Origin of the sequence: Rivihabitans pingtungensis (assembly GCF_003201855.1) — a bacterium.
Taxonomy (GTDB): Bacteria; Pseudomonadota; Gammaproteobacteria; order Burkholderiales; family Aquaspirillaceae; genus Rivihabitans; species Rivihabitans pingtungensis.
This window is the reverse complement of record NZ_QJKI01000004.1, coordinates 61827-88229: the sequence shown is the minus strand read 5'-3', so window position 1 is coordinate 88229 and position 26403 is coordinate 61827. Positions and strand designations below refer to the sequence as shown.

Here is a 26403-nt window from a genome sequence, read left to right as displayed (position 1 = left end):
GGCAGCACGCTGGCGTGGCGGTCAATCCACGCCGCGCTGGCGGTCGGCGTGGAATTGCGCGACAAAGTCATTAAAGCGGTCGGCCTCGATGGCGGCGCGCATATCGGCCATCAGCTGCTGGTAGTAATACAGGTTGTGGATGGTGTTCAAGCGCGCGCCCAGGATTTCGCCGGCGCGGTGCAGGTGGTGCAGGTAGGCGCGGCTGAAATTTCGGCAGGCGTAGCAGCCGCAGGTTTCGTCCAGCGGACGGGTATCGCTGCGGTATTTGGCGTTTTTGATCTTCACATCGCCAAAGCGGGTGAAAATCCAGCCATTGCGGGCGTTGCGGGTGGGCATCACGCAGTCGAACATGTCGATGCCGTGCGCCACGCCGTACACCAGGTCTTCCGGGGTGCCCACGCCCATCAGATAGTGCGGCTTCTCGGCCGGCAGCATTGGCTGCATCACTTGCAGCATGCGCTGCATCTCGTGCTTGGGCTCGCCCACCGACAAACCGCCAATGGCGATGCCGTCAAAGCCGATGGCCATCAGCTCGCGCAGCGATTCTTCGCGCAGCGCCGGGTACATGCTGCCCTGCACGATGCCAAACAGCGCATTCGGGTTGTGCAGATCGTCAAACGCCTTGCGGCTGCGCTCGGCCCAGCGCAGGCTCATGCGCATCGAGTCAGCGGCGGTTTTTTCGTCGGCCGGGTAGGGCGTGCATTCGTCAAAGATCATCACGATGTCGGAATTCAGCACATGCTGGATTTCCATGGACTTCTCCGGCGACAGAAACAGCTTGTCGCCGTTGATTGGGCTTTGGAAGGTCACGCCTTCTTCGGTGATTTTGCGCAAATCACCCAGGCTGAACACCTGAAAGCCGCCCGAGTCGGTGAGGATGGGTTTGTCCCAGCCAATAAACTGGTGCAGGCCGCCAAACTGGCGGATGACGTCCAGCCCCGGGCGCAGCCACAGGTGAAAGGTGTTGCCCAGGATAATCTGGGCGCCGATTTCGTTCAGCTCCAGCGGACTCATCGCCTTGACCGAGCCATACGTGCCCACCGGCATGAACGTCGGCGTTTCGATCTGGCCGTGGTTGAGGGTCAGCGTACCGCGACGGGCGCCGGCGCTGGTGGAATGTAAGGTGAACTGCAACATGGTGTCGGTCAAGTTTCCAGAAAAATCAGATGGCTAGTATAGCGCATGAAGAATTTTGAAAAAAATGCTTGCACAAGTGAAAGTCCATCTATACAATGCGCAGCTCCTGGTAACGACAGGCACGTAGCTCAGCTGGTTAGAGCACCACCTTGACATGGTGGGGGTCGTTGGTTCGAGTCCAATCGTGCCTACCAATATTATTGCGGAGTAATCCCATGGCTTTCCGAACTACTACTACCGGCATCAGCACCCTCGCTTGAGCCTCGGAAAGTTATTGCGAATTACTGCGTAAACACCAAAAAAGTGCGGCTCTTGCCGCACTTTTTTTTTGCCCGTTCGTTTTGCCTCATCCTCAGCCGCCCCGTAAACGAGGCTGGCTGATACAGCCCGGAGAACAGACATGCCTGACATTCGATTGCCCGATGGTTCCATCCGCTCCTTTGAACAGCCGGTCACCGTGGCAGGCGTGGCCGCCTCGATTGGCGCCGGCCTGGCCCGCGCCACCCTGGCCGGCAAAGTGGACGGCAAGCTGGTGGACGCCAGCCATCTGATTGAACACAACGCCGACCTGGTGATTGTCACCGAACGCGACGCCGACGGCCTGGACATCATTCGCCACTCCAGCGCCCACTTGCTGGCGCACGCGGTCAAGACGCTGTTCCCCGATGCGCAAGTGACCATCGGCCCGACCATCGAAAACGGCTTTTACTACGATTTCAGCTACAAGCGCCCGTTCACCCCGGACGATCTGGCCGCCATCGAAAAGAAAATGGCCGAGCTGGCCAAGGCGGATATTCCGGTCGAGCGCTACGAGCTGCCGCGCGATGAAGCCATTGCTTACTTCAAGTCGATTGGCGAAGCCTACAAGGCCGAGATCATCGAATCCATCCCGGCGGGCGAAGTGCTCAGCCTGTACCGTCAGGGTGACTTCACCGACCTCTGTCGCGGCCCGCACGTGCCGTCCACCGGCAAAATCAAGGTGTTCAAGCTGATGAAGCTGGCCGGCGCTTACTGGCGCGGCAACAGCAAGAACGAAATGCTGCAACGCGTGTACGGCACGGCTTTCATGAAAAAAGAAGAGCTGGAAGCCTACCTGCACATGCTGGAAGAAGCAGAAAAGCGCGACCATCGCAAGCTGGGTCAGCAGCTGGATCTGTTCCATATGCAGGACGAAGCGCCGGGCTCGGTGTTCTGGCACCCCAAGGGCTGGCGTTTGTTCCAGAGCCTGATCAACTACATGCGCCAGCGTCAGGAACAAGCCGGTTATGTGGAAGTGAACACGCCGGACGTGATGGACCGTGGTCTGTGGGAAACCTCCGGCCACTGGTTCAACTACCGCGAAAACATGTTCACCACGCAAACCGAAGACGAACGCGTGTTCGCCCTCAAGCCGATGAACTGTCCGGGCGCGGTGTCGATGTACGCCCACGGCCTGCACAGCTACCGTGACCTGCCGATGCGCATGGCCGAATTCGGCAAGGTGCACCGCTACGAGCCGTCCGGCGCGCTGCATGGTTTGTTGCGTGTGCGCCACTTTACCCAGGACGACGCGCATATCTTCTGCACCGAAGCGCAAATGGAGCAGGAATGCCGTGATGTGGTGGCGCTGATTCTGGACATTTACAAAGACTTTGGCTTTGACAATGTCCGCATCAAGCTCTCCACCCGCCCGGAAAACCGTATCGGTTCGGACGAAATCTGGGATAAGCTGGAAGGCGCGCTGTCGTCGGCGCTGGAATCGATGAACATGCCTTACGAGCTGTTTCCGGGCGAAGGCGCCTTCTACGGCCCCAAGCTGGAGTTCGTGCTGCGCGACACACTGGGCCGCGACTGGCAGTGCGGCACCTTGCAGGTGGACATGAACCTGCCCGAGCGTTTCGACATCAGCTATGTGGCCGAAGACAATAGCCGCAAACGTCCGGTGATGCTGCACCGCGCGCTGTTTGGTTCGCTGGAGCGCTTTACCGGCATCCTGATCGAACACTACGCCGGCGCCTTCCCGACCTGGCTGGCGCCGCAGCAGGCGGTGGTGATGACCATCACCGAAGCGCAGTGCGATTATGCCCGCGATGTGGTGGCACAATTGCGCGCCGCAGGCGTTCGTGTTGAAGCCGACTTGAGAAATGAGAAAATTGGCTATAAAATCCGCGAGCATAGCCTGCAAAAATTGCCGTACCAGATTATCATTGGCGACAAAGAGAAAGCAGGCGGTCTGGTTGCCGTGCGCACGCGGACTGGCGAGGATCTTGGCCAGTTGACGCTTTCCCAGTTTATCGAACGGATCAAGTCCGAAACCTTGGCCTGAAACTGGCCACGGCGCATGACATTTTTGTAATTAGGAGAATTTGCTATAGCTCAGGAAAAAGAACCCCGGATCAACGGTGAAATCACCGCACGTGAAATCCGGCTGGTAGGCAGTGAAGGCGAACAACTCGGCATCGTTACCCTGCGCGACGCGCTGGAGCGCGCCGAGGAAGCCGAACTTGATCTGGTCGAAATCGCACCCACCGCGCAGCCGCCGGTGTGCAAGCTGATGGACTACGGCAAGTTCAAGTACCAGGAAAGCAAGAAAAAACACGAAGCCAAACTGAAGCAAAAGCAAATTCAGGTCAAGGAAGTCAAATTCCGCCCCGGCACGGATGACGGTGACTACAACGTCAAGCTGCGCAACCTGATCCGCTTCCTGACGGATGGCGACAAGGCCAAGATCACCCTGCGCTTCCGTGGGCGCGAAATGGCCCACCAGGACATCGGCCTGGCGCTGCTCAAGCGCGTCGAGGCGGATCTGATCGAAGTCGGCGCCGTCGAGCAGTTTCCCAAGCTCGAAGGCCGGCAGATGGTCATGATGATTGGCCCCAAGAAGAAATAAGGCTATCATATGCAGTTCATCGGCACGGCAGGGTGACCTGCCGTGTTGATTTTTGCGAAACCGTGCAAGCGGCTTCGCACAAAAGCGTGGCGTTGCGGTTCTCAAAGCACAGTGGGGTTTCCTGCTGTCACCTCTCGCCAAATCTAACAAATCAGCAGGAGCAATCCATGCCTAAGATGAAAAGCAAGTCGGGCGCAAAAAAGCGTCTGAAAGTGTTGGGCAACGGTGGTGTTAAGCGCTCGATGGCATTCAAGCGCCACATCCTCACCAAGAAGACCACCAAGACCAAGCGCCAACTGCGCGGCACCGTGATGGTCCACAGCACCAATATGGCTGCTGTTCGTGCAATGCTGCCCTACGCTTAAGGAGTAAACTATGCCTCGCGTCAAACGTGGCGTTACCGCCCGTGCCCGTCACAAGAAAATCCTCGCGCTTGCCAAAGGCTATCGCGGTCGTCGCAAAAACGTATACCGGATCGCCAAACAGGCGGTGATGAAGGCCGGTCAATACGCTTACCGTGACCGTCGTCAACGCAAACGCCAGTTCCGCACCCTGTGGATCGCCCGTATCAACGCCGCCGCGCGTGAACTGGGTCTGTCCTACAGCAAGTTCATGAACGGCGTGAAGAAGGCTGCCATCGAGATCGACCGCAAGGTGTTGGCCGATCTGGCAGTGTTCGACAAGCCGGCATTCGCCAAAATCGTCGAGCAAGCCAAGGCCAGCCTCGCCGCTTAAGCAAGTGCGTTGAAAAAGGGAGGCCCCGAGCCTCCCTTTTTTTATCACCCGGGTTTTTATGCTGCGCACAAAACCTGGCGTGCGGCGCGCCGCCTGACCACGCGCTCAGCCCGTTCACCACGCCCGATGCCGCCATGCCATGTCCTGGCCCGCGTCGGGCGTGGTAAACCGACTGAACCGACCGCATTCACCCAAAGACCGCAATCATGACCCAACTCGCAACGATTCTTGCCACGGCCCAGGCAGCCTTGGCCGACGTGACCGACATGGTCGGGCTCGAACAGGTCAAGGCCCGCTACCTTGGCAAATCCGGCGAGCTGACCGAGCTGCTCAAGCAGCTGGGCAAGCTGCCGCCTGAAGAGCGCAAAACCGCTGGCGCCGCCATCAACGAAACCAAGCAGGCGTTTGAAGCCGCCTTCAACGCCCGCCGCGACGCGCTGGCCGCCGAAAAACTGGCCGCCCAACTGGCCGCTGAATCGCTGGACGTCACCCTGCCCGGCCGTGGCGCCGCCGTGGGTGGCCTGCACCCGGTGACGCTGACGCTGGAGCGCATTGCCGGGCTGTTTCATTCGCTGGGCTTTGACGTGGCCGACGGCCCGGAAATCGAATCGGATTTTCATAATTTTCAGGCGCTGAATATTCCGGCCAACCACCCGGCGCGCGCCATGCAAGACACCTTCTACGTGGAAGGCGGCGACGTGCTGCGCACGCACACCTCGCCGATCCAGATCCGCTACATGCTCAACAACCCGCCGCCGATCAAGATCATCGCGCCGGGTCGGGTGTATCGCGTGGATTCCGACGCCACCCATTCGCCGATGTTCCACCAGATGGAAGGTCTGTGGGTGGACGAGCGCGTCAGCTTTGCCGACCTGAAAGCCACGCTGACCGACTTTTTGCGCCGCTTTTTCGAGCGCGACGACCTGCAAGTGCGTTTCCGCCCGTCGTTCTTCCCGTTTACCGAACCGTCGGCAGAAATCGACGTGCTGGGCGAGCGCGGCTGGCTGGAAGTGGGCGGCTGCGGCATGGTGCACCCCAATGTGCTGAAAAACGTCAATATCGACCCGGAACGCTACACCGGCTTTGCCTTCGGCATTGGTCTGGATCGCTTCGCCATGCTGCGCTATGGCGTCAACGACCTGCGTCTCTTTTTTGAGAACGACCTGAACTTCCTCAAGCAATTCAACTGACCGCAGGCGAGGCTCACCGATGAAATTCTCTGAAAACTGGCTGAAAAGCTGGGTGAACCCCGGCTTGTCCACCGAACAACTGAACTACCTGCTGACCATGGCCGGGCTGGAAGTGGAAAGCTGCGAGCCCGCTGCGCCGGCGTTTTCTGGCGTGGTGATTGCTGAAGTCAAAACCGTGCGCAAGCACGAAAATGCCGACCGTCTGCGCGTCACCGAAGTGGACGTGGGCACGGGCGAGCTGGTGCAAATCGTCTGTGGCGCGCCTAATGTCGCCGAGGGCGTGAAAGTGCCGTGCGCGCTGCCGGGCGCCGTGCTGCCGGGCGACTTCAAGATCAAGCCGACCAAGATGCGCGGCGTGCCGTCCAACGGCATGCTGTGTTCCGGCAAAGAGCTGGGCGTGCCTGATGAGGTGGACGGCCTGTTGCTGCTGCCGGCCGATGCGCCGGTGGGCGCCTCGATCCGCGATTATCTGGATCTGGACGACCACAGCATCGAGCTGAAAATCACCCCCAACCGCGCCGACTGCCTGGGCATGCGCGGCATCGCCCGCGAAGTGGCCGCGCTGACCGGCGCGCCGCTGACTGCGCCAGCGCTGCCGGCCGTGGCGGTGACGCTGGACGAGCGCCGCGCCGTCACCCTGCGCGCTGACGCCGCCTGCGGCCGTTATCTGGGTCGGGTGATTCGCGGCGTCAACCAGGCCGCGCCGACGCCGGACTGGATGAAAACCCGCCTGGCCCGCGCCGGCCTGCGCTCGATTTCCGCCATTGTCGATGTCACCAATTACATCCTGCTGGAACAAGGCCAGCCGCTGCACGCCTTTGATCTGGCCCGCCTGCAAGGCGGCATCGTGGTGCGCATGGCCGAGCAGGGCGAAACGCTGACCCTGCTCAACGGCAAGGAACAGGCGCTGGACGCCGATATGCTGGTGATTGCTGACGAGCACAAAGCCGTTGCCCTGGCCGGGGTGATGGGCGGCGCCAATAGCGAAGTCAGCGACAGCACCCAGGATGTGTTTCTGGAATCCGCCTACTTTGCCCCGGAAGCGATTGCCGGGCGCGCCCGCCGGCTGGGTTTCTCCTCCGACGCCTCGTTCCGCTACGAGCGCGGCGTGGACTTCACCCTGCAAGCCGAAGCCATGGAGCGCGCCACCGCGCTGATTCTGGACATCTGCGGCGGCCAGGCCGGCCCGGTGACCGAGGCCGTGGGCCAGCTGCCGGCGCGCGCGCCGGTCAAGGTGCGCGTGGCGCGCGTCAACCAGGTGCTGGGCTTGCAGCTGAGCGCGGATGACATGGCCGCCATGTTCGCCCGCCTGGGTTTTGTCGCCCAGGCCGACGGCGAAGGCTTTTTGGTGACGCCGCCCAGCTTCCGCTTTGACATCGCCATCGAAGAAGACCTGATCGAAGAAGTCGCCCGCCTGCACGGCTACGACAATATTCCGTCCGACGCCCCGCAAGCGCGCGCGCGCATGCTGGCCCAGCCAGAAACGCTGACCCCGCGCGGCGAACTGCGCCGTCGCGTGGCCGCCCGCGACTATCAGGAAATCGTCAGCTACGCTTTTGTGGACAGCACCTGGGAACAGGACTTTGCCGCCAACGCCGCGCCGATCAAGCTGATCAACCCGATTGCCAGCCAGATGAGCGTGATGCGCTCCACCCTGTTTGGCGGTCTGGTGGACACCCTGGTCAGCAACCTCAACCGCAAGCAAGCGCGCGTGCGCCTGTTTGAAATCGCCCGCGTGTTCCTCAAGCGCGGCGAGACGGTCGAGCAGCCCGAGCGCGTGGCCGGCCTGGCCTACGGCGGCCGCCTGCCCGAGCAATGGGGCGCCAAGAGCGAGCGCGTGGACTTTTACGACGTCAAGGCCGATGTGGAGGCGCTGCTGGCCCCGCGTGTGGCGGAGTTCCGCAAGGCCAGCCACCCGGCGCTGCATCCGGGCCGTACGGCCGACGTGCTGCTGGACGGCGTGGTGATTGGCGTGCTGGGCGAATTGCATCCGCAGTGGGTGCAAAAATACGACCTGCCGGCCGCGCCGGTGCTGTTTGAGCTGGATTTTGCCGCCCTGCTGGCCCGCCAGCCGGTGGCCGCCCAGCCGGTGTCGCGCTTGCAGCCGGTGCGCCGTGACTTTGCCTTTGTGGTGGACGAAAGCGTCGAGGCCGGCGCGCTGCTGGCGGCGTTTGAGGCGCTGAACCTGCCGGCGGTGACGGGCATTGGTCTCTTTGACGTCTATCGCGGCAAAGGCCTGGAAGAAGGAAAAAAGAGCCTTGCTTTCAAGGTGTTAATGCAGGATACTGCGAAAACGCTGACCGACGCTGACGTCGAGCCGGTGGTGCAGGCGGTGGTGGCCTGCGCCGCCCAGCATGGCGCCCATCTGCGCCTGTAAGCCTTCCCACCTTGTGTAATGCAAAGCTGCTGCCGGCTATTGGGCCGGCAGCAGCTTGTTTTTCCGCGCCTGCCTGGGCAGGCGCCAACCATGATTTGACTGTCGCCACACCCGGCACATGCCCAATGTCCCCATCTGTTGCGTGGGGCTTTTGATGGCGCGTGGCCGGCGTTATGATTAAGGGGTAAGCATGACACTGACCAAGGCTGAACTTGCCGATTTGCTATTCGACAAAGTCGGCTTGAACAAACGCGAAGCCAAAGATATGGTGGAGTCGTTTTTTGAAGAAATTCGCGTGGCGCTGGAAGAAGGCGATGCCGTAAAGCTGTCGGGCTTTGGCAATTTCCAGCTGCGCGACAAACCGCAGCGTCCGGGACGCAACCCCAAAACCGGCGAGGAGATTCCCATCACCGCGCGCCGGGTGGTCACGTTCCACGCCAGCCAAAAGCTGAAGGGAATGGTCGATGACCACTACGCGTCCAAGCACGCCTGATCTGCCGCCGGTGCCCGGTAAACGGTATTTCACCATCAGCGAAGTCAGCGAGCTGACCGGGCTGACGCCGGAGTTACTGCACCAGTGGGAGCTGGCCAGTGCACCGCCTGGCCTGGCTGCGCAAGCCCGGCCACGCCGGCATTATCAGCATCACGAGGTACTGTTGGTGCGCCGCATGCGCAATGCCTTGCTGGCCAGCCGTCCGGCAACGACACCCGCGCCGGCCACGGCCAATGGCCGGCTGGGCGCCAGCTCGCTGCGGGCTGAACTGGCCTCGATTCTGGCCTGGCTGGATATCTGATTGTCACTGGGGGCTAGCGCAGCAGAAATTGTGCTGCTATAATTGCGCTCTTGTTGTACGGAGTGTGGCGCAGCCTGGTAGCGCATCTGCATGGGGTGCAGAGGGTCGGTGGTTCGAATCCACTCACTCCGACCAAATTCAAAAAAGCCGACAGTGTTCTGTCGGCTTTTTTCATGTCTGTATGGCCTGTCGTCGTATCCATGGCAACCCTGGATTAAGAACCGCACACAAAACCCTGCTGGCGTTGCTGCGCAACCTTGCCGTACTTCTGTACTGTCTGCGGTCGTGCACCTAGCGCAGGATCGCTGCGCTGGGTTTTGTGAGCGACGCTAAGCCACATTCTGGCCGGCTTGCCATCAGCATCGGGCCTTGCCATCAGCGGCTGTGGCATGCGAGCCAAGCGGTATTCACCTGGCAGCGCTTTTACAGAAAATGAACTCTTTTCGACTGGCCTGTCTAAGGACCTTATGCTCGCCATCACGGCGGCGCCATCGCGCAATACCGTGATAAACCGAGTGAGTGTGTGGCACGATTATCTGCTGTGCTGGCGCTGCTGGCTTTTGTTTCTCTCTCAGAAACCACAAAATCCATCGCTTTCCCTGAGCGGCCATGCTTTGCTGACCTGGATAAAGGCCGCTCACAACACTTTTCTGGTGTTGTGGTGTGATCTTGCCATCCTTGGTGTACTGCTTCTGTGGTCGTACGCCTAAGCAGAACCGCAGCGCTGGGTTTTGTGAGCCGCGCTAAATACGCTGGCTCGTGTCACACTCCGACCAGCCAGGCAGAATCCCTGCTGAGGGTAGTTAAATCATTTAGTCTGGCCAGACAGGTAGATTCACCTATTCAGATCTGTTTCTTCACGTTATTTAACACGCCCATTGCCAGTGTGGCTCAAGGTCTGACCAGGAAAAATTTTCCTGCCCGGAGTTTTATCCGGCTTGACATTAAATAAAATGCTTGACGAAACCATGATGAATTGGCTAATTTAATAGGGACATTAAATGCCCCCGACACACTGACCCAAGGATATTAAACAATGGTTGATTTCCAGACCTTCACCTTCCAAGAACTGCTGCAACTGAAAGTCGAACTCGAAGTCGAGCTGAAAAAGCGCGAGCAGGAAGAAAAAGCCGCCGCCCGCAAGAAGATTCTCGAAATCGCTCGCACTTTCAACTTTGATCTGGATGAACTGTTCACCTCGCCCAAGGCTGGCGCAGGTGCTCCGCGTCGCGTGGTTGAGCCCAAGTACATCAACCCGAAAGATCCGGAACAAACCTGGACTGGCCGTGGCCGTCAGCCGGTTTGGGTGCAAGAGCACCAAGCCAACGGTGGCACCCTGGAAGAGCTGCTGATCAACAAGGCCTGATTTTCCCCGCCTTGCCGCCACGCGCCGCTCCGTGTTCACGGTTGCGGCGCGTGGCGTTTTATTGTCTGTCCATTTCCTCAACATGCCTCTTCTGCGGTGCGGCTTTTGTCATGCCGGCAAGCCAGAAGCATGCCGAATGTCGCTTTTGCGGCTTGAATCGCCCTGATAACCCGCTACACTGAATGTATGTCATTCATTGTGCGTAAATGTTGGCGCTGCTCTGCCAATATGCAAGATGCGCAAGGGATGCCCGTTTGCCGATGTGCGCCGTACGCGCGCTCGGACCAATCAGGTACTTTCAGGAGCTGTTGAAGATGGAATTTTCTGCGCCGCACGATCCCTCCCTGCGTGTGCTGAGCTTGAGCATTCCGGCGCATCGTCGCCACTTGCCGTTATTGGGCGCTGCAGTTGAGGCTGCCGCGCGTGAGGCCGGCGCCAGCGCAGATGCCGCCTATGCCATCAATATGGCCGTGGTGCAGGCTATTTCTGCCGTGCTGCGCTATGCCGGTACGCCGGCGCTGGCCCAGTTCGAGCTGGAATGCCTGGATTCGCCCGATCGCATACAAGTGTGCATCCACGATCAAGGGCCGCCCTGGGTGGGCACACAGGCCCTGCCAGGCCAGGCTGATACCTTGCAGGCATTCGAATTGGTACGCGCCATGGTTGACGCGCTGGAATACTTGCCACATCCCAGCGGAAACCGGCTCAAGCTCACTCGTTTTCGTACCCGTCCCGTGCTGGACGACGAAGATTAAGCGTCGCTCACAAAACTCAGCAAAGCGCGCCTGGTCAGCCGTGCGGCTGCAGACCGCCGCGCCACGACACCAAGAGGGTGTTGTGAGCGGCGCTGAGCACCACGGACAAAACATGCCGACGACTTTGCTATGCAATGGCCACATGCTTGAGCAAGATCGCTTTGCTGGATTTTGTCTTCGAATCTGCTGAGATACTTGCCATGTGGTTTTGCATGCTGATGAGGCAGCATGACATACCAGACATAAAATGTTGTATTCATACCACAGTTTATGGTTGTTTCCCATGTAACCGGCAAACAATAATCTTGCCCCGGTGAACTGATGAAAAAGCCCGCGCAGGGCCAGGCCTGCGCGGGCTTTTTTACCATCCGCCAATCTGCTTGGCGGCTTTTACAGACACGCGGCAATCCGTGCCGCCGCCTCGCGCAAGCGCGCCTCAGAGGTAGTGTAAGCCAGGCGCACATGGCGGGCGGCCTGGTGCTGGCCAAAATCGCGGCCCGGGGCAATCGCCACATGGGCATCCTGCAAAATCTGCTCGGCCCAGGCAAAGCTGTCGTCGGTGTGCGCCGAGACATCGGCATACACATAAAATGCGCCTTGCGGCTGCGCCGGAAACTTAAAGCCCAGTGGCGCAAATGCTGCTAGCAGCGCGTCGCGGCGGCGCTGAAATTCTGCCCGGCGGCTTTCCAGAATGAGCTGGGTTTCCGGCGTAAATGCCGCCAGCGCCGCATATTGCGCCGGGGTGGAGGGCGACAAAAACAAATTCTGCGCCAGCCGGGTCACCGCATCCACATAGGCATCGGGAACCACCAGCCAGCCCAGCCGCCAGCCCGTCATCTGGAAATACTTGGAAAAACTGTTCACCACAAAAATATCATCACTCACCGCCAGCGCGGTGTGTGCATCACCGTCATAGGTCAGGCCATGATACAGCTCGTCCACCAATAACACCCCGCCTTGCGCGCGCACCGCCTGATGCAATTGCTGCAATGCGTCAGGGGCAATCAGCGTGCCGGTGGGGTTGGCCGGGCTGGCAATCATGGCCGCCACGGTATTGGCCGACCAATGGCGGGCAATATCTTCGGCCTGCAATTGATAGCCGCTGTCGGCATTCACCGGGATACTCACCGGCTCGCCATTCACCAGGCTCACCAGATGCCGATTGCATGGGTAGGTGGGGTCGGGCAATAACACCTGCTCGCCCGGATTCACCAGCGCCGCCAGCGCCAGTTGCAGCGCGCCAGACGCACCCGGCGTCACCACAATACGCCGCGCCGGCACGTCCACGCCATAGCGCTGCTGATAAAAGCGGGCAATCGCCTGGCGCAATTCCGGAATGCCCAGCGCAGGGGTATAAAACGTGCGGCCGTTCTGCAAGGCGGCCATGCCGGCAGCGACAATCGGCGCCGGGGTGGGAAAGTCCGGCTCGCCGATTTCCATGTGAATCACGTCATGCCCGGCCGCCTCCAGCGCCTTGGCTTTTTCCAGAATGGCCATGACATGAAATGGGGCGATGTGGTCCAGACGGTGGGCGACAGCCATAAAACACCTTTGCAAAAAGCCGATTATACGCCGGCCAATCGCCGCGCCAACCGCCAGCGGCAAAATCCTGGGCTTAAATTCCGCATGGCGGAATAAACTTCACCCGATCTGCGGCCGGCGCGCGCATCCCGGTATAATTTGCCGGTTATCACTTGAATCCGGCGAACGCCAATGAAAACCCTGGTCTGGCTGGGCGCGGGCGGCTGTGGCGGCTGCTCGATGTCGCTGCTGACTGCCGAAGCGCCAGATTGTTTGACCGCGCTGGAGCTGGCCGGCATTGAACTCTTGTGGCACCCCTCGCTGTCGGCGCTGGGCGGCGCCCAGCTGTTGGCGATGCTGGACGCCATGGAAGCCGGCGCGCAAACGCTGGACATCCTGTGCGTGGAAGGCGCGCTGCTCACCGCCTTTGCCGGCCAGTGCCAGACGCTGGGCGGCGGCGAGCCGATGGCGGCGCGGGTGGGCCGGCTGGCGCGGGTGGCGCGCCATGTGGTCGCGGTGGGCGGCTGCGCCGCGTTTGGCGGCGTTGGCGCCGCTGACGACGCCGGCATTGGCGGGCGCGGCCTGCAATTTGACGGCGAAACCCCCGGCGGTTTGCTGGGCGCCAGCTTTGTCGCCGCCAGCGGCCTGCCGGTGGTGAATGTGGCCGGCTGCCCCACCCACCCCGGCTGGGTGCTGGACACCCTGGCCTTGCTGGCCGCCGACGCGCTGCCAGCCAGCGGGCTGGACAGCTTGCAGCGCCCGCGCTTTTACGCCGACCGGCTGGTGCATCACGGCTGCCCGCGCAATGAATTTTACGAATTCAAGGCCACCGCCCACGCGCTGGGCCAACAAGGCTGTTTGATCGAACACCTGGGCTGTCGCGGCACGCTGGCGCACGCTGATTGCAATATCCGCCCCTGGCATGGCGCCAGCTCTTGCCTGAAGGGCGGGTTTTCCTGCATCGACTGCACCGCGCCAGACTTTGCCGCCGCCCACCGCCAGCCGCTGACCACGCCCCGGCTGGCCGGTTTGCCGACCATTTTGCCGTCGGACATGCCCAAAGCCTGGTTTGTCGCCCTGTCGGCCTTGTCCAAATCGGCCACCCCGGCGCGGCTGCGCCACAACGCCCAGTCAGAACGGCTGGACATCGCCCCCACCCCGCCCACAGGAAAACGCCGATGAGCCGCAAAATTCTGGGCCCGTTCAATCGCGTGGAAGGCGATCTGGCGGTGAACCTCACCCTGGAAAACGGCCGCGTCGCCCAGGCGCAGGTCACCAGCCCGCTATATCGCGGCTTTGAGCGCGCGCTGGTTGGCCGGCCGCTGGCCGATGCACTGGTGGTGGTTCCGCGCATTTGCGGCATTTGCTCGGTGTCGCAATCGGTGGCGGCGGTGCGGCTGATGCAGGCGCTCAGCGGCGCGCGCCCGGCGGCCAATGGCGAGCGGGTGATGAACATCGTCCACGCCTGCGAAAACCTGGCCGACCATCTCACCCATTTTTATCTGTTTTTTGCCCCAGACCTGGCCCACGCCGACTACGCCGGCCAGCCCTGGCATGCCGACTGGGCGGCGCGGCTGGCCAGCGGCGGCCCGGCGGCGCGGCAATGGCTGGCGGCGCGCGCCACCCTGCTGCGCATTGTCGGCCTATTGGCCGGGCGTTGGCCGCACACCCTGGCGCTGCAAGCCGGCGGCGTCACCCGCACGGTGGACGCCGCCGAGCGGCTGCGCTTATTGGGCTGGCTGGCCGAAGTGCGCCGCTTTGTCGAAATCACCTTACTGGGCCTGCCGATCGACGCCATGCTGGCCATCGACCACCCCGACCAACTGGAGCGTCTGCGCGCCGCTGGCGGCGACAGCGGCCGCTGGCTGCGCGCCGCCGACGCGCTGGGCTTTGCCCAACTTGGCCGCGCGCACGATCATTTTTTGGCGTTTGCCGCCTACGGTTGCGACGGCGAACACCCCTGGCCGGCCGGCGTGTGGCGCGACGGCGCGGCGCAGGCGCTGAATCTGCGCCGCATTCAAGAAGACGTCAGCCACAGCTGGTACGAAAACGCCCCCGCCCGCCACCCGGCCGAAGGCGACACCCGCCCCAACCCGCACAAGCACGGTGCCTACAGCTGGAACAAAGCCCCGCGCATCGACGGCTTGCCCGCCGAAACCGGCGCGCTGGCGCGCCAGCTGCTGGCCGGGCAAGGCTGCTTGCGCGCGCTGGTGGCCGCCCACGGCGGCTCGGTGCTCACCCGCGTGCTGGCCCGCCAGTTTGAAGCCGCCTGGCTGCTGGCCGCCATCGAGCGCTGGCTGCGCGAACTGGATCTGGCCGCGCCCTTTATCGCCGCCGCGCCGCACGACGCGGTGGACGGCTGCGCCGCCGGCCTGACCGAAGCGGCGCGCGGCGCGCTGGGGCACTGGGCCACGGTGGAACACGGCCAGATCACCCGCTACCAGATCATCGCCCCCACCAGCTGGAACTTCTCGCCGCGCGACGCCCACGGCATGCCCGGCCCGCTGGAAACCGCGCTGCAAGGCGTGGCCGACCACGAATTGAGCGTGCAGCACGTGGTGCGCTCGTTTGACCCGTGCATGGTGTGCACGGTGCATTAGGAACCTCCATGACCTCGCCCCGCCTGACCCCGGCTGCCATCCGCGCCGCCCATTTGCCTGACGACGACGCCCTCGACCCGGTGGCCTGGGGCGAAGTAGTGAGCAAGATGGACGAAGTGTTTCGTGAGCTGGTGGCCTCGCAAGAGGCGCTGGAGGCCAAGCACGCCGAGCTGGCCGAGGCGCACGACGCGCTTCAGCGCACCCAGGCGCAGCTGGTGCAGGCAGAAAAAATGGCCTCGCTGGGCCGGCTGGTGGCCGGGGTGGCGCATGAGTTGAACAACCCGATCAGCTTTGTGCTGGGCAACGCCCACGCCATGCAACGCTATGGCCGTCATCTGGGCGAATACCTGAACGCCGTGCACGCCGAAGCCGCCAGCCCAGCGGTGCAGGCGCTGCGCAAACGGCTGCGCATCGACGCCATTCTGGCCGATTTGCCGTCGCTGATTGAAGGCTTGATGGAAGGCGCCGAACGCTCGGCGGCGATTGTCGATGGCCTCAAGCGCTTTTCCGCCACCGACCGGGGCGGCGCCGAGCGCTTTGACCTGGCTGATGCCGTGCGCCGCTCGGCGCACTGGGTGGAAAAAGCCGCGCCGGCACATGTGCAGCTGCTGCTGGACGCGCCAGACGCGCCGGTGATGCTGTGCGGCGCCGCCGGGCGGATTCAGCAGGTGTTGATCAATCTGGTGCAAAACGCCGTGGACGCCACCGCCCACCACCCGGCCCCGCGCGTCAGCGTGCGACTGACCGAGGCTGATGGCTGGGCCACCGTCACCGTGGCGGATAATGGGCCGGGCCTGTCGCCAGAGGTGCAGCAACGGCTGTTCGAGCCGTTTTTCACCACCAAACCAGTGGGCGAAGGCACCGGGCTGGGCTTGTCGATCAGCTTTGGCATTGTCGAGCAGCACGGCGGCCAACTGCGGGCGGATAATGCGCCAGAAGGCGGCGCGCGCTTTACTCTGCGGCTACCGCTGGCTAATTAGCGTCGCTCAACCCCCTGGCCAGGGATGTGCCGAACATGTTGTGCGCGGTGCTTGGCTGGGCCAAGCCAATGCGGTGAGCCGGCTCGCCGCTCAAGATGCCGCCAGCAGCTGCCCGGCCAGATGACGGCCGCTGCGCCAGGCGTCTTCCACCCGCGTGCCCAGACACCAATCCCCGCACAGGCCCAAGCCCAGTTCAGCTTGGTAGGCGCTGCCGATGTCCAGCGGCTGCGCGGCCTGGGCGTATAGCCAGCGGTGCGCGCTGCGGTTGCGGGCATCGACGGCGCTGTCCACCAGTTCGGCAAACGCCGCATGCAGCAAGCCGGCGACTTCATCAGCCGGGGCATCAATATGGGCGGCGCTCCAGGCCGGGGTGGCGTGCAGCAGCCAGCTTTCTGCGCCGCTGCGGCCGGGCTTGCTGCTATTGCGCGCCAGCCAGCGCAGCGGGCCGTGCTCCACCCAGGCGGCGTCAAAGCCGATCTCCAGCGGCGCTTGCGCGTGCAGCATCACCGCCCAGCAGGCTTCCATCTCGACGCCGGCGGCCAGCGCACGCAAGGCCGGCGCGGCGTCCAGCAACGCTGCGGCCTGCGGGGCAGGCGCCGCCAGCAGCACCTGTCGGGCGCGCCAGCTGGGCTGGTCGGCAAAGCTCAGTTGCCAACCGTCCGCTTGGCGCTGGAGCGCGGTCAGCCGGTGATTGAGTTGCACGGGCAGCGCCGCCGCCAACGCGCGGCACAGGCTGCTCATGCCGGGCGTGGCGACGTAGCGGTGCTCCGGGTAGCCGTCCACCGGGCCGGTTGGGCGATGTTGCACCAGCCGCGCCTGCCACGGCGCGCACAGGCCAGCCGCCTGCCAGGCGTGGATTTCGGCGTGAAAATCCGGCTGCTGGGCGGTGAAGTATTGCGCGCCATGGTCCACGCTGAAGCCATCGCCGCGCCGGGTGGCCATGCGTCCACCCATGCCCTTGCTTTTGTCGAACACGGTCACCTGGCTGCCGGCAGCGGCCAGTTGGCGGGCGCAGCTGACGCCGGCCAGGCCGGCGCCAATCACGGCGATGTCGGTGTATTGCATGGTGGGGCTCGACTGGGTAAATAATCCAGACAAAATTGTGCGCCGGCCAGGTGTTTTTGTACAGTACAAATATGTTGCAAAAATGCCAACGCCACGCCCCCGCATCAAGCGGGGGCGTGGCGTTGGTGTGTTCAGGCCAATGTGGTATTACATGGCGTGGGTTTGCTGGGTGTTGCCCGAGCAGCCGGAAATCAGCTCTTTCAGTGCGGTCGGCTGCACCAGCTGGATGTGCTTGTGCTCGACGGTGATCCAGCCATTGGCCTGAAAGCGCGACAGCGTGCGACTGACGGTTTCCAGCTTCAGCCCCAGGAAAGAGCCGATTTCTTCGCGACTCATGCGCAGGATGAAGTCATTGGCGGCAAAGCCGCGGGTGGAAAAACGCAGCGACAGGTTCAGCAAAAACGCCGCCAGGCGCTCTTCGGCCTTCATATTGCCCAGCAGCAGCATCACCGATTGGTCGCGCACGATTTCGCGGCTCATCAAACGGAAAAAATGGTGTTGCAGACTGGGGATGTCGCGGCCCAGGCTTTCCATGCGCGAGAACGGCAGTTCGCAGACTTCGCTGTCTTCCAGCGCGATGCTGTCGCAGCCGTGGGCGTTGGCCGAGATGCCATCCAGCCCCAAAAGCTCGCCCGACATATGAAAGCCGGTGACCTGCTCACGGCCGTCATGGCTGCCGACGCAGGTTTTGAAAAAGCCGGTGCGCACGGCAAAAACCGACTTGAACGGCTCGCCGGCGCGGAACAAATACTCGCCGCGCTTGAGCCGGCGCGACTGCCGGATGACGGCGTCCAGCTGCGACATTTCTTCGCGGCTGAGGCCCACAGGCAGGCAAAGCTCGCGCAAACTGCAATTCGAGCAGGACACCTTAAGGGTGTGAATCGGAATATTGGTGTGTTCAACCATGGTGTTTCGCATGAACGGTGACCCGAGCTTGATGCATGTCAAACCATACTTAACAGGTTTGTTGCAAAGTTTGCAACCTGCCCAAGGAATTTTGTGATGACTGCAACAAATATTACGTTGGCGCCGACTCGCTGTGAGTTCGATCGCGCACTGATTGAAAATCTCGACGGCTATGGCCCGCGCTACACGTCGTATCCAACGGCAGATCGTTTCCACGACGGTTTTACCGAGCGGGATTATCGACATTGGCTGCAACAGAGGCAGATCGGCGCAAGCGCCTGGCCGCTGTCGCTGTATGTGCATCTGCCGTTTTGCAACACCGTCTGCTACTACTGCGCTTGTAACAAGGTGATCACCAAGGATCGCTCCAAAGCAGATACATACCTGGATTATGTCGAAAAAGAGCTGGCTTTGCACGCACAGACGATGGGAGGCGGTGTGCGCGAGGTGGCGCAGCTGCATTTTGGCGGCGGCACACCCACGTTTTTGAACGACGCCCAGCTCACCCGGCTGATGGCGGCGATTCGCCAGCACTTTCATCTGGTGACTGGCGGCGAATTCTCGATCGAGATCGACCCGCGCAAAGTCACTGCCGACACCGTGCGCCTGTTGGCCGAACTGGGCTTTAACCGCATGTCGGTAGGGGTGCAGGATTTTGAGCCGGAAGTGCAACAGGCGGTCAACCGCATTCAGAGCGAGGAAGAAACCCGGCTGGTGATCGATACCGCCCGCGCCTGTGGCTTCAAGTCGGTCAGCATTGATCTGATCTATGGCCTGCCGCTGCAAACTGAAGCCAGCGTGATGCGCACCGTCGAGCGTGTGCTGGCCATGGATCCAGACCGTTTGGCCATTTATAACTACGCTCATCTGCCGCATGCCTTCATGCCGCAGCGGCGCATCAATGAAGCGCAACTGCCCAGCGCCAAGGTCAAGCTGGACATCCTGCAAGCCGTGGTGGGCCGGCTGACCGACGCCGGTTATGTGTTCATCGGCATGGATCACTTTGCCAAGCCGGATGATGATCTTTCCGTGGCGCTCAAGCAAGGCCGGCTGCAACGCAACTTCCAGGGCTACTCCACCCACGCCGACCATGATCTGATCGGCATTGGCGTGTCGGCCATCGGCAAGGTCGGCCCGACCTACAGCCAGAATGTGCGCACGCTGGACGAATACTACGCCGCGCTGGACGCCGACCGCCTGCCCACCTTGCGCGGCATGGTGCTCACCGAAGATGACATCCTGCGCCGCAACATCATTCAGCGGCTGATGTGCCAGTTTGCCCTGTCCAAAGAAGCCATCGAAGAAGTTCACGCCATCGACTTTGCCGGCTACTTTGCGCCCGAGCTGGAAAAACTGGCCGAGTACGAAGCCCACGGCATGCTGACCATGGACAAAGAATGGATCACCGTCACCCCCAAGGGGCGTTTCCTGATCCGCACCATCGCCATGGTGTTTGACCGCCACCTGCGCGAAAAACAGGCGCAGGCGCGTTACTCCCGCGTGATCTGACTCCACCCGACTGATGCCCGATTGGCTGTGGCCCCTGCTGGCGCTGGCCGCTGCGCCAGCCGCCGGCCGCGCCTTGCGCGCCGCGCTGCTGAACCGGCTGCGGCGCAGCCTGACGCCCGAGCGGGTGCGCCTGCCGTGCGCGCTGCCGCCAGCACAGGGCATATTGCAGCCTTGCCGCATTGCTACCGTGGGCGGGCTGAGCCTGGCCGGCTGGCACAGCCCGCCAGGTCGGCCGGGCGCGCCGGTTTTGCTGTTTGTGCACGGCTGGGGCGGCAGCGCCGCGCAATTGCTGCCGCTGATTGCCCCGCTGCACGCCGCCGGCTATGGCGTGCTGGCCTGGGATGCCCGCTGCCATGGCCACAGCGACGACGACAGCTATAGCGCGCTGCCGCGCTTTGCCGAAGACATCGAAGCCGCGCTGGATTGGCTGGCCGGGCAAGACTGGGCGCACGGCGCGCCGCGCTGGCTGATTGGCCATTCAGTCGGCGCCGCCGCCAGCCTGTGGACGGCGCGCCGTCGGGCGGGCGAGGTGGCCGGCGTGGTCAGTTTGTCGGCATTTGCCCACCCCGGTGAGCTGATGCACCGCTGGCTGGCCAGCAAACGCATCCCCTATTGGCCCTTGGGCCGCTGGCTGCTGGCGCAGATTCAGCACATCATTGGCCATCGCTTTGACGACATCGCTCCGCTGGCGCATATGCCGCACCTACGCTGCCCGGTGTTGCTGATTCATGGCGAGCGCGACGACACCATTCCGCCAGACGACGCCCGCCGCTTGCAGGCCGCCGCCCGCCACGTCCCAACTCAGCTGCTTTGCCTGCCCGGCGACCACGAACACGCCGACGACCTGCCCGGCTGCGTGGCGCAGATTCAGCATTTTATTGCCGCCCACTCCGCTGCCTGCTGAGCGAATCGGCCAATTCACACACAATCGCGGCAAAACCGGCCTTGCGCGTGGCGTTGCCCGGCCCGAGCGCGTAAAATTAGCCGGTTTGCCTGGTGGCGCCGACCGCGCGCGCCAGTGACAGTATTTCATACCATCGGCGCCCGGCCACACTGGCCGCCGCGCCTGCGTCCGTTCAAGCTGTCGGACGTTTGATTCAAGAGCGGGGAACCATGCCTATTACCATCGTCAACCATCCGCTGGTGCAGCACAAACTCGGCCTGCTGCGCGAGGCGGACATCAGCACGTATAAATTCCGCACCCTCACCCACGAGCTGGCGCGTCTGCTGGCGTATGAAGCCACCCGCGACTTCGAGCTGGAACCGGTCACCATCGACGGCTGGTGCGGTGATATCAATGTGCAGCGCATCAAGGGCAAAAAAGTCACCGTGGTGCCCATCCTGCGCGCTGGCCTGGGCATGCTGGACGGCGTGCTGGATTTGGTGCCGTCGGCCAAGATCAGCGTGGTGGGCTTGTACCGCAACGAAGAAACCCTGGAGCCGGTGCCGTATTTCGACAAATTTGTCGATAGCCTGGACGAGCGCATTGCCCTGATTATCGACCCGATGCTGGCCACCGGCGGCTCGATGATCGCCACCATTGATTTGCTCAAGCGCAAGGGCTGCCAGAGCATCAAAGCTATCGTCATGGTGGCGGCGCCGGAAGGGGTGAAGGCAGTCAGCGACGCCCACCCGGATGTGGAAATCGTCACCGCCGCGCTGGACAGCCACCTGAACGAGCACGGCTATATCATTCCGGGCCTGGGTGATGCCGGCGACAAGATTTTTGGCACCAAGGGATAACGCCACGTTTGCGCGTCGGTGAGCCTGACGCGCAGCACCGCCGCACTTGCTTTTGTTTGCCGCCTCACCCAAGGAACGCACGAATGGACGCTTTTCAGCAGATCGACCAGGATTTTTTGTTGCGTTTTCCTGGCGGCTTGAACGACCCGGAATGGCTGGCGCTGGCCAAAAAATACCGCGTGGTGGACAAGGTGCGCGAGCTGGCCGCCAGCCTGGACGCCGCCACGCTGGCGCAGGCGCTGGACAGCGGCCGCACCACGGCGGTGGTGGACACGCTGGACAAACTGATCAGCCGCTGCCCGACGGTGAGCACCTTCGAGCGCATGGCGTTTCGCCATTATCTGGCCTACAGCGACACCCATTTGCCGCTGATTGCCGCGCTGGCTGGCGTGTGGCGACGCTGCGAGGCGGAGACATTCGAGCAATTGGTGAGCGTGCTGGAGATGTGTCGCCACGACAAATGCGCCAACCCGGCCAAGTGGCCAGTGGTGACGGCGTTTTTGGCCTACGCCGACCCGGACACGCATGTGCACATCAAACCCACCACCACGCGCCAGCTGGCGGCGCGGCTGGGGGTGGACATTGGCTATCAGTCGCGGCCCAACTTCGCCACCTACCAGCGGGTGCGCGAGATGGTCAGCGCATTTCGCGCCAGCAGCGCGGTGGCGCATGGCCAGAACTACATCACCACCCAGGCGGTGATGTACTGTGCGCTGTGACGGCCAGGCCGGCCGCCATTGACTGAAATTTTCATTTAAGGATCAACATGTTTCAACAACTCAAGACCGTGGTGTCCGGGGCGCAGATTTTGTTTGTCGCCTTTGGCGCGCTGGTGCTGGTGCCGCTGCTGACCGGGCTGAACCCGGCCATGGCGCTGTTGGGTGCTGGCGTGGGCACGTTATTGTTCCAGCTGTGCACGGGCCGCCAGGTGCCGATTTTTCTGGGCTCCAGTTTTGCTTTTATTGCCCCGATTATTTACGCCACGCAAACCTGGGGCTTGCCGGGCACCATGTTTGGCTTGTTTGCCGCCGGCTTTATGTATTTTGTGTTTGCCGCGCTGGTGCGCTGGCGCGGCATCGAGGCGGTGCATCGTCTGCTGCCGCCAGTGGTGATTGGCCCGGTGATCATGATTATCGGCCTGTCGGTGGCCACCGTGGCCAGCAATATGGCCATGGGCCGCGCGGGCGGCAATCAGGTGATGGATTACCAGCAATCGTTGTTGCTGGCGGCGGTGTCGCTGAGCGCCACCGTGCTGGTGGCGGTGTTTGCCCGTGGCATGTTCCGCCTGGTGCCGATTCTGGCCGGAGTGATTGCCGGCTATGTGCTGGCGGCGATGATGGGGTTGGTGGACTTTGCCAAGATCGCCAACGCGCCCTGGTTTGCCGTACCGCACTTTATCACCCCGGAAGTCAACTGGGCGGCGGCGCTGTTTATGCTGCCGGTGGCGATTGCCCCTGCGATTGAGCATATCGGCGGGGTGATGGCGATTGGCGGGGTGACCGGCAAGGACTACACCAAAACCCCCGGCCTGCACCGCACCCTGGCCGGCGACGGCCTGGGCGTGTGCGTGGCCGGCCTGATTGGCGGCCCGCCGGTGACCACCTATGCCGAAGTGACCGGCGCGGTGATGATCACCCGCAACTTCAACCCGGTGGTGATGACCTGGGCGGCGCTGTTCGCCATCGCCATGGCGTTTTTTGGCAAGTTCAACGCCCTGCTGCAATCCATCCCGATGCCGGTGATGGGCGGCATCATGGTGCTGCTGTTCGGCACCATCGCCAGCATTGGCCTGAAAACCCTGATCGAAGCCAAGGTGGACCTGATGGCCCCGCGCAATCTGGTGATTGTCTCGGTGGTGCTGACCGCCGGCATTGGCTCGCTGGAGCTGAAGTTCGGCAGCTTCTCGCTGGTGGGCGTGGGCCTGTGCTCGATTCTGGCCATTGTGCTGAACCTGATCCTGCCGCGCGCCGAGTGTGGCCCGCATGATGGCGTGGTGGAAGGTCAGGATGTCTGAGCGCTGATCCGGCAGCATTGATGGATGACACAGGGCGGTGAAGCTTGCTTCACCGCCCTGTGTCATCTGGAGGCGTTTATTTGGAGCTCAATGGCAAAGCGGCAGCCAAGTGGTTCACCCCATTTCGCACAGTGCGCCTGACGCCTCGTTCGACAAGACCACTCAACCATGCCAGGAGCTGCGCTTAAGCGTTGCTCACAAACCCAGCGAAGCAGTTCTGGCCAGGCACGCGGCCGCAGACAGTACAAGCCGCATACAAAGCCGCACGCGCACCCCGGCGTGTTGTGAGTAGCGCTTATTTGACCGGCAGCACGCGCAGCCGGTAGTCCACGGGTTTGCCGTCGCTGCCTGCACCATCCCGGAACAGGAATACCTTGACGCTGTATTGGCCATCCATCGGCAAGGTAAGCAGCAGGCCACGGGTTTCTGCCGGCACCATTTCTTTGCCATCCGGCTGAATCAGGGTCAGGTATGCCAGCGGATTCTTGCCGTTCAGTTCTACGCGCACGGTATCGCCGGCCTTGGCGTTGAAGCTGTGCAATTTGCTGCTGGCGCCACTGAGGGTTCCGGTAAATGTCTGGCCCGCGGCTTTGGCCGGTTTGGCGGCAGCTGGCTTGGCTGCCGGTGGGCGTGGCTTGGCCGGTGCAGCCGGCGGTGTGGCTTGCGGAGCAGGGGTCGGAGAGACAAGCTCAGCGGCCGGTTCTTTGGGGAACATTTCCGGTCGAGGTGGGGCGACGGCCATCTTGACCGGCGCAGGCGCCGGGCTGGCTGCACGGCTCGGCGCCACGGCAGGTGGGCTGGCCGGCTTGCTCACCGGTTTGTCCGCGGCAGGTTTGCTGGTGTCGGCCGCGGGTGCTGCGGGTTTGCTGGCAGGTTTGTCTGCTGACGTGGCGGAGTTGTGGCGGGTGTCGGCAGCGTGAGGGGCCACCGGTGGTCTGCCTGCCGGTGTGTTGTTGGTGTTGGCCTTGGGGGCCGATTTTTCTGCCGGGGCAGTGGGTTTGCTGGTGGCCGCAGGGCTGGGCGGCGGGCTGGACAGCTTGACTTCGGGCGCCAGGGTTTTGACCTGTGTGTTGTCGCTGGCGGGTTTGTCAGCCGGGCGGTCATCTGGTTTGGCGGCGGCCGGTTTGTGGGTCTCATGCTTGCCGGATGTGCCAGACTTGGTGGCTGCCGGCTTGCTGGCAGCCTTGTCGGCAGACGCGGTATCACCAGTGCCGTCGGCCGGTTTGGCGGGCGCAGCATTGCCTGGGCGTTGCAATGGCACCACTTGCAGTGGCATGGCTTCTTGGGCCAGGGCACCGCCACTGACGGCTGCCCAGGTCAACAGGCAGAGGGTTCGGCGCATCAAGACATTCTCCTTATGTTCAGTATCATGGGCGTGCGGGCTTCATGCCCGGGCGTAGTTCACCAGATCGGTCTGTTGTCCTGCTGTGCATGCCTGGCCCAGACGTGTTGCTGGGTCTGGTGAGCGAGGCTGAGAGCTTGCCCGTATCGCGTCCAGTTTACCTGATGCCAGCCGCTGGCGGCAGTCGTGAAAACGCCCGGATGGGGTTCCATCCGGGCGTGCATTCCTGGCGCGTATGGGCAGCCTGTCTGGCGAGCGTCAGGTCCGGTCCTGATGCCTGAGGCAGGGCCTCATGCCTGGCTGCTGAATAGCGTCAGTTCGACGTTCAGGCGCGAACGTCGATTTTGTTGCCCAGGTGGGCAGGGTTGCTCGGCGGGGTGGCTACCGAGTTCAGCAGGGTGGCCACGTTCTGCTGTTGCAGGTCTTGCGACTTTTTGGCAGCAAAAATGCTGGCCGACAGATGCACATCGCTCGGGGCGTTGCTGATGTTGGAGATGAGGCTCATGATGAACTCCACAAAATATTTGTTTTAAATATCTCGTCACTGAAGGATGAAAGCCGAAGAAGCGCTCACAAGGCAGGCAAACCCTGTGGCGACGGCCTTGTGAGCGCTTCTTCCATCGTTCAATCACCTGATGGTGAAGTGTTTCCGTGTGGCGTACCACATCAGAGCACACTTCACTTTGCTATTGAATGCGCTTTGCCGGAAATGTTCAATCGTAGAAATACCTAAACACATAAGATTTTATGTTTTTGTGATTTACATCAAAAGTCTCTGGACAGCCTAGTCTCGCCATTGGCAAGAATCAAACATTTGTTTGACCCTGGCGACAGGGGGCGCTACAGTGCCGGGCACGTAGTCCGCAGCGCTAACCACTTCTTTAGGAGAGATCCGTATGAGCGATTTGCAAGCCCGTTTTGAACAAGCCCAGACCGACCTGAAATCCTTGTCCGAGCGCCCGGACAATGCCGTGCTGCTGGAGCTGTACGCTCTGTACAAGCAGGCCACCGCTGGCGATGTCAGCGGCGAGCGTCCTGGCATGATGGATTTTATCAATCGCGCCAAATACGACGCGTGGGAGCGCTATCGCGGCTACAGCAGTGAAGCGGCGATGGAGCGTTATCTGGAAGTGGCCAACGCACAACTGGGTCGTTGATTTCGGTGGATATTCCTGCGGCACGCGCCATGCGGCATGGGCGGACGATCACCATAACCCACTTGTCGCAAGCGCTTGCCATGTTGGCGACCCTGGTCATGGCGCATCTGCCACCCATTCAATAATGCGGTGGGATTTCCTGCTGAAGCTGGGCCAGCAGGCTGCCTGACTCGGCCTGGCCCTGCTGGGTGGTCATGTCATACAGCCGGCGCAGCTGTTGCTGCATCAGATCCAGCTGCTGTTGCTGGCGAATCAGCGCCTGGTTCAGGTTGTCCAGCAGGTCATCCTGCCAGGCCAGGCGGATTTCCAGTTCGGTGATGCGGTCTTCGGTGTCGTGCATGCA

At 62.2% G+C, this 26403-nt stretch carries 27 protein-coding genes and 2 tRNA genes; 22 read left to right on the top strand and 7 right to left on the bottom strand.

Going from position 1 to position 26403, the window contains the following annotated elements:
- Positions 1-21 precede the first annotated feature (21 nt).
- Positions 22-1137 (bottom strand): tRNA guanosine(34) transglycosylase Tgt, encoded by a 1116-nt coding sequence (tgt, locus tag DFR34_RS04640; RefSeq protein WP_110390102.1) that lies wholly within the window; start codon positions 1135-1137, stop codon positions 22-24.
- Between the two features lie 117 nt (positions 1138-1254).
- Here tgt and DFR34_RS04635 point away from each other — a divergent pair.
- From DFR34_RS04635 to DFR34_RS04580, 13 genes are all read left to right on the top strand, one after another.
- Positions 1255-1331, top strand: a tRNA-Val gene (locus DFR34_RS04635).
- A 206-nt stretch (positions 1332-1537) separates the two neighbouring features.
- Complete coding sequence (gene thrS / locus DFR34_RS04630) at positions 1538-3442, top strand: threonine--tRNA ligase (RefSeq protein WP_110389998.1); 1905 nt, start codon at positions 1538-1540, stop codon at positions 3440-3442.
- Positions 3443-3487: 45 nt separating this feature from the next.
- Positions 3488-4006, top strand: a complete 519-nt coding sequence (gene infC, locus DFR34_RS04625) for a translation initiation factor IF-3 (protein ID WP_110389997.1) — start codon at positions 3488-3490, stop codon at positions 4004-4006.
- A 167-nt stretch (positions 4007-4173) separates the two neighbouring features.
- Positions 4174-4371, top strand: a complete 198-nt coding sequence (gene rpmI, locus DFR34_RS04620; RefSeq protein WP_110389996.1) for a 50S ribosomal protein L35 — start codon at positions 4174-4176, stop codon at positions 4369-4371.
- A gap of 10 nt (positions 4372-4381) precedes the next feature.
- Positions 4382-4741, top strand: a complete 360-nt coding sequence (rplT, locus tag DFR34_RS04615; RefSeq protein ID WP_110389995.1) for a 50S ribosomal protein L20 — start codon at positions 4382-4384, stop codon at positions 4739-4741.
- Between the two features lie 266 nt (positions 4742-5007).
- Entirely contained in the window at positions 5008-5931 is a 924-nt protein-coding gene (gene pheS / locus DFR34_RS04610) for a phenylalanine--tRNA ligase subunit alpha (RefSeq protein WP_245906814.1), read from the top strand.
- A gap of 19 nt (positions 5932-5950) precedes the next feature.
- The gene (pheT, locus tag DFR34_RS04605; RefSeq protein WP_110389993.1) at positions 5951-8308 is read left to right on the top strand and encodes a phenylalanine--tRNA ligase subunit beta; all 2358 of its coding nucleotides are present in this window, start codon (positions 5951-5953) and stop codon (positions 8306-8308) included.
- 190 nt (positions 8309-8498) lie between these two features.
- Entirely contained in the window at positions 8499-8801 is a 303-nt protein-coding gene (locus DFR34_RS04600; protein WP_110389992.1) for an integration host factor subunit alpha, read from the top strand.
- The gene (locus DFR34_RS04595; protein WP_110389991.1) at positions 8773-9102 is read left to right on the top strand and encodes a MerR family transcriptional regulator; all 330 of its coding nucleotides are present in this window, start codon (positions 8773-8775) and stop codon (positions 9100-9102) included. Before DFR34_RS04600 ends, DFR34_RS04595 begins: the two co-directional genes overlap by 29 nt.
- Before the next feature lie 58 nt (positions 9103-9160).
- A tRNA-Pro gene (locus DFR34_RS04590) sits at positions 9161-9237 on the top strand.
- Between the two features lie 332 nt (positions 9238-9569).
- A complete protein-coding gene (locus tag DFR34_RS17075; RefSeq protein WP_158281734.1) occupies positions 9570-9812 on the top strand; it encodes a hypothetical protein in 243 nt (80 codons plus the stop codon).
- A 326-nt stretch (positions 9813-10138) separates the two neighbouring features.
- Positions 10139-10468, top strand: a complete 330-nt coding sequence (locus DFR34_RS04585; RefSeq protein WP_110389990.1) for an H-NS histone family protein — start codon at positions 10139-10141, stop codon at positions 10466-10468.
- Positions 10469-10782: 314 nt separating this feature from the next.
- Positions 10783-11223 carry an ATP-binding protein gene (locus DFR34_RS04580; protein WP_158281733.1) on the top strand — a complete coding sequence of 147 codons (441 nt, stop codon included), beginning with the start codon at positions 10783-10785 and terminating at the stop codon, positions 11221-11223.
- A gap of 390 nt (positions 11224-11613) precedes the next feature.
- On the opposite strand, the gene DFR34_RS04575 is transcribed toward DFR34_RS04580, so the two are convergent.
- Positions 11614-12765: a pyridoxal phosphate-dependent aminotransferase gene (locus tag DFR34_RS04575; protein WP_110389988.1), complete on the bottom strand. Its 1152-nt coding sequence runs from the start codon at positions 12763-12765 to the stop codon at positions 11614-11616.
- 171 nt (positions 12766-12936) lie between these two features.
- Here DFR34_RS04575 and DFR34_RS04570 point away from each other — a divergent pair, with 171 nt between their 5' ends.
- Genes DFR34_RS04570 through DFR34_RS04560 form a run of 3 tightly spaced genes read left to right on the top strand, consistent with a single transcriptional unit; the run spans position 12937 to position 16324 of the window.
- Positions 12937-13926: an NADH-quinone oxidoreductase subunit B family protein gene (locus DFR34_RS04570; RefSeq protein ID WP_110389987.1), complete on the top strand. Its 990-nt coding sequence runs from the start codon at positions 12937-12939 to the stop codon at positions 13924-13926.
- Entirely contained in the window at positions 13923-15344 is a 1422-nt protein-coding gene (locus DFR34_RS04565) for a nickel-dependent hydrogenase large subunit (protein WP_110389986.1), read from the top strand. The genes DFR34_RS04570 and DFR34_RS04565 overlap by 4 nt, the downstream gene beginning before the upstream one ends.
- Before the next feature lie 8 nt (positions 15345-15352).
- Positions 15353-16324 carry a sensor histidine kinase gene (locus DFR34_RS04560; protein ID WP_110389985.1) on the top strand — a complete coding sequence of 324 codons (972 nt, stop codon included), beginning with the start codon at positions 15353-15355 and terminating at the stop codon, positions 16322-16324.
- A gap of 90 nt (positions 16325-16414) precedes the next feature.
- Here the strand turns inward: DFR34_RS04560 and DFR34_RS04555 are convergent, their stop codons facing one another.
- Both DFR34_RS04555 and fnr read right to left on the bottom strand, forming a co-directional pair.
- A complete protein-coding gene (locus tag DFR34_RS04555) occupies positions 16415-17389 on the bottom strand; it encodes an NAD(P)/FAD-dependent oxidoreductase (protein ID WP_110389984.1) in 975 nt (324 codons plus the stop codon).
- Positions 17390-17536: 147 nt separating this feature from the next.
- Complete coding sequence (gene fnr / locus DFR34_RS04550) at positions 17537-18295, bottom strand: fumarate/nitrate reduction transcriptional regulator Fnr (protein ID WP_110390101.1); 759 nt, start codon at positions 18293-18295, stop codon at positions 17537-17539.
- Positions 18296-18391: 96 nt separating this feature from the next.
- On the opposite strand from fnr, the gene hemN reads away from it, so the two are divergent.
- From hemN to DFR34_RS04525, 5 genes are all read left to right on the top strand, one after another.
- Positions 18392-19804 (top strand): oxygen-independent coproporphyrinogen III oxidase, encoded by a 1413-nt coding sequence (gene hemN / locus DFR34_RS04545; RefSeq protein ID WP_110389983.1) that lies wholly within the window; start codon positions 18392-18394, stop codon positions 19802-19804.
- Between the two features lie 13 nt (positions 19805-19817).
- Positions 19818-20708 carry an alpha/beta hydrolase family protein gene (locus tag DFR34_RS04540; RefSeq protein WP_110389982.1) on the top strand — a complete coding sequence of 297 codons (891 nt, stop codon included), beginning with the start codon at positions 19818-19820 and terminating at the stop codon, positions 20706-20708.
- 209 nt (positions 20709-20917) lie between these two features.
- Entirely contained in the window at positions 20918-21547 is a 630-nt protein-coding gene (gene upp, locus DFR34_RS04535; protein ID WP_110389981.1) for a uracil phosphoribosyltransferase, read from the top strand.
- An 83-nt stretch (positions 21548-21630) separates the two neighbouring features.
- On the top strand, positions 21631-22266 hold the full coding sequence (locus tag DFR34_RS04530) for a hypothetical protein (protein WP_110389980.1): 636 nt from the start codon (positions 21631-21633) through the stop codon (positions 22264-22266).
- 47 nt (positions 22267-22313) lie between these two features.
- Positions 22314-23561, top strand: a complete 1248-nt coding sequence (locus DFR34_RS04525; RefSeq protein WP_110389979.1) for a uracil-xanthine permease family protein — start codon at positions 22314-22316, stop codon at positions 23559-23561.
- Between the two features lie 295 nt (positions 23562-23856).
- Here DFR34_RS04525 and DFR34_RS04520 read toward each other — a convergent pair whose 3' ends face one another.
- Together DFR34_RS04520 and DFR34_RS04515 are read right to left on the bottom strand one after the other, a co-directional pair.
- A complete protein-coding gene (locus DFR34_RS04520; RefSeq protein ID WP_146215051.1) occupies positions 23857-24903 on the bottom strand; it encodes a hypothetical protein in 1047 nt (348 codons plus the stop codon).
- A 325-nt stretch (positions 24904-25228) separates the two neighbouring features.
- A complete protein-coding gene (locus tag DFR34_RS04515; protein WP_110389977.1) occupies positions 25229-25408 on the bottom strand; it encodes a YjfB family protein in 180 nt (59 codons plus the stop codon).
- Positions 25409-25799: 391 nt separating this feature from the next.
- Here DFR34_RS04515 and DFR34_RS04510 point away from each other — a divergent pair, with 391 nt between their 5' ends.
- Positions 25800-26060, top strand: coding sequence for an acyl-CoA-binding protein (locus DFR34_RS04510; protein WP_110389976.1), 261 nt, complete (start codon positions 25800-25802; stop codon positions 26058-26060).
- 118 nt (positions 26061-26178) lie between these two features.
- On the opposite strand, the gene DFR34_RS04505 is transcribed toward DFR34_RS04510, so the two are convergent.
- Positions 26179-26400 (bottom strand): SlyX family protein, encoded by a 222-nt coding sequence (locus DFR34_RS04505; RefSeq protein ID WP_110389975.1) that lies wholly within the window; start codon positions 26398-26400, stop codon positions 26179-26181.
- Positions 26401-26403: the final 3 nt, after the last annotated feature.

What these genes read in the sequence shown, in the direction of transcription:
- tgt (WP_110390102.1), bottom strand. Translation starts at nt 1,137, where the DNA reads ATGTTGCAGTTCACCTTACATTCCACCAGCGCCGGCGCCCGTCGCGGT.
- thrS (WP_110389998.1), top strand. Translation starts at nt 1,538, where the DNA reads ATGCCTGACATTCGATTGCCCGATGGTTCCATCCGCTCCTTTGAACAG.
- rpmI (WP_110389996.1), top strand. Translation starts at nt 4,174, where the DNA reads ATGCCTAAGATGAAAAGCAAGTCGGGCGCAAAAAAGCGTCTGAAAGTG.
- rplT (WP_110389995.1), top strand. Translation starts at nt 4,382, where the DNA reads ATGCCTCGCGTCAAACGTGGCGTTACCGCCCGTGCCCGTCACAAGAAA.
- pheS (WP_245906814.1), top strand. Translation starts at nt 5,008, where the DNA reads ATGGTCGGGCTCGAACAGGTCAAGGCCCGCTACCTTGGCAAATCCGGC.
- pheT (WP_110389993.1), top strand. Translation starts at nt 5,951, where the DNA reads ATGAAATTCTCTGAAAACTGGCTGAAAAGCTGGGTGAACCCCGGCTTG.
- DFR34_RS04600 (WP_110389992.1), top strand. Translation starts at nt 8,499, where the DNA reads ATGACACTGACCAAGGCTGAACTTGCCGATTTGCTATTCGACAAAGTC.
- DFR34_RS04595 (WP_110389991.1), top strand. Translation starts at nt 8,773, where the DNA reads ATGACCACTACGCGTCCAAGCACGCCTGATCTGCCGCCGGTGCCCGGT.
- DFR34_RS17075 (WP_158281734.1), top strand. Translation starts at nt 9,570, where the DNA reads ATGCTCGCCATCACGGCGGCGCCATCGCGCAATACCGTGATAAACCGA.
- DFR34_RS04585 (WP_110389990.1), top strand. Translation starts at nt 10,139, where the DNA reads ATGGTTGATTTCCAGACCTTCACCTTCCAAGAACTGCTGCAACTGAAA.
- DFR34_RS04580 (WP_158281733.1), top strand. Translation starts at nt 10,783, where the DNA reads ATGGAATTTTCTGCGCCGCACGATCCCTCCCTGCGTGTGCTGAGCTTG.
- DFR34_RS04575 (WP_110389988.1), bottom strand. Translation starts at nt 12,765, where the DNA reads ATGGCTGTCGCCCACCGTCTGGACCACATCGCCCCATTTCATGTCATG.
- DFR34_RS04570 (WP_110389987.1), top strand. Translation starts at nt 12,937, where the DNA reads ATGAAAACCCTGGTCTGGCTGGGCGCGGGCGGCTGTGGCGGCTGCTCG.
- DFR34_RS04565 (WP_110389986.1), top strand. Translation starts at nt 13,923, where the DNA reads ATGAGCCGCAAAATTCTGGGCCCGTTCAATCGCGTGGAAGGCGATCTG.
- DFR34_RS04560 (WP_110389985.1), top strand. Translation starts at nt 15,353, where the DNA reads ATGACCTCGCCCCGCCTGACCCCGGCTGCCATCCGCGCCGCCCATTTG.
- DFR34_RS04555 (WP_110389984.1), bottom strand. Translation starts at nt 17,389, where the DNA reads ATGCAATACACCGACATCGCCGTGATTGGCGCCGGCCTGGCCGGCGTC.
- fnr (WP_110390101.1), bottom strand. Translation starts at nt 18,295, where the DNA reads ATGGTTGAACACACCAATATTCCGATTCACACCCTTAAGGTGTCCTGC.
- hemN (WP_110389983.1), top strand. Translation starts at nt 18,392, where the DNA reads ATGACTGCAACAAATATTACGTTGGCGCCGACTCGCTGTGAGTTCGAT.
- DFR34_RS04540 (WP_110389982.1), top strand. Translation starts at nt 19,818, where the DNA reads ATGCCCGATTGGCTGTGGCCCCTGCTGGCGCTGGCCGCTGCGCCAGCC.
- upp (WP_110389981.1), top strand. Translation starts at nt 20,918, where the DNA reads ATGCCTATTACCATCGTCAACCATCCGCTGGTGCAGCACAAACTCGGC.
- DFR34_RS04530 (WP_110389980.1), top strand. Translation starts at nt 21,631, where the DNA reads ATGGACGCTTTTCAGCAGATCGACCAGGATTTTTTGTTGCGTTTTCCT.
- DFR34_RS04525 (WP_110389979.1), top strand. Translation starts at nt 22,314, where the DNA reads ATGTTTCAACAACTCAAGACCGTGGTGTCCGGGGCGCAGATTTTGTTT.
- DFR34_RS04520 (WP_146215051.1), bottom strand. Translation starts at nt 24,903, where the DNA reads ATGCGCCGAACCCTCTGCCTGTTGACCTGGGCAGCCGTCAGTGGCGGT.
- DFR34_RS04515 (WP_110389977.1), bottom strand. Translation starts at nt 25,408, where the DNA reads ATGAGCCTCATCTCCAACATCAGCAACGCCCCGAGCGATGTGCATCTG.
- DFR34_RS04510 (WP_110389976.1), top strand. Translation starts at nt 25,800, where the DNA reads ATGAGCGATTTGCAAGCCCGTTTTGAACAAGCCCAGACCGACCTGAAA.
- DFR34_RS04505 (WP_110389975.1), bottom strand. Translation starts at nt 26,400, where the DNA reads ATGCACGACACCGAAGACCGCATCACCGAACTGGAAATCCGCCTGGCC.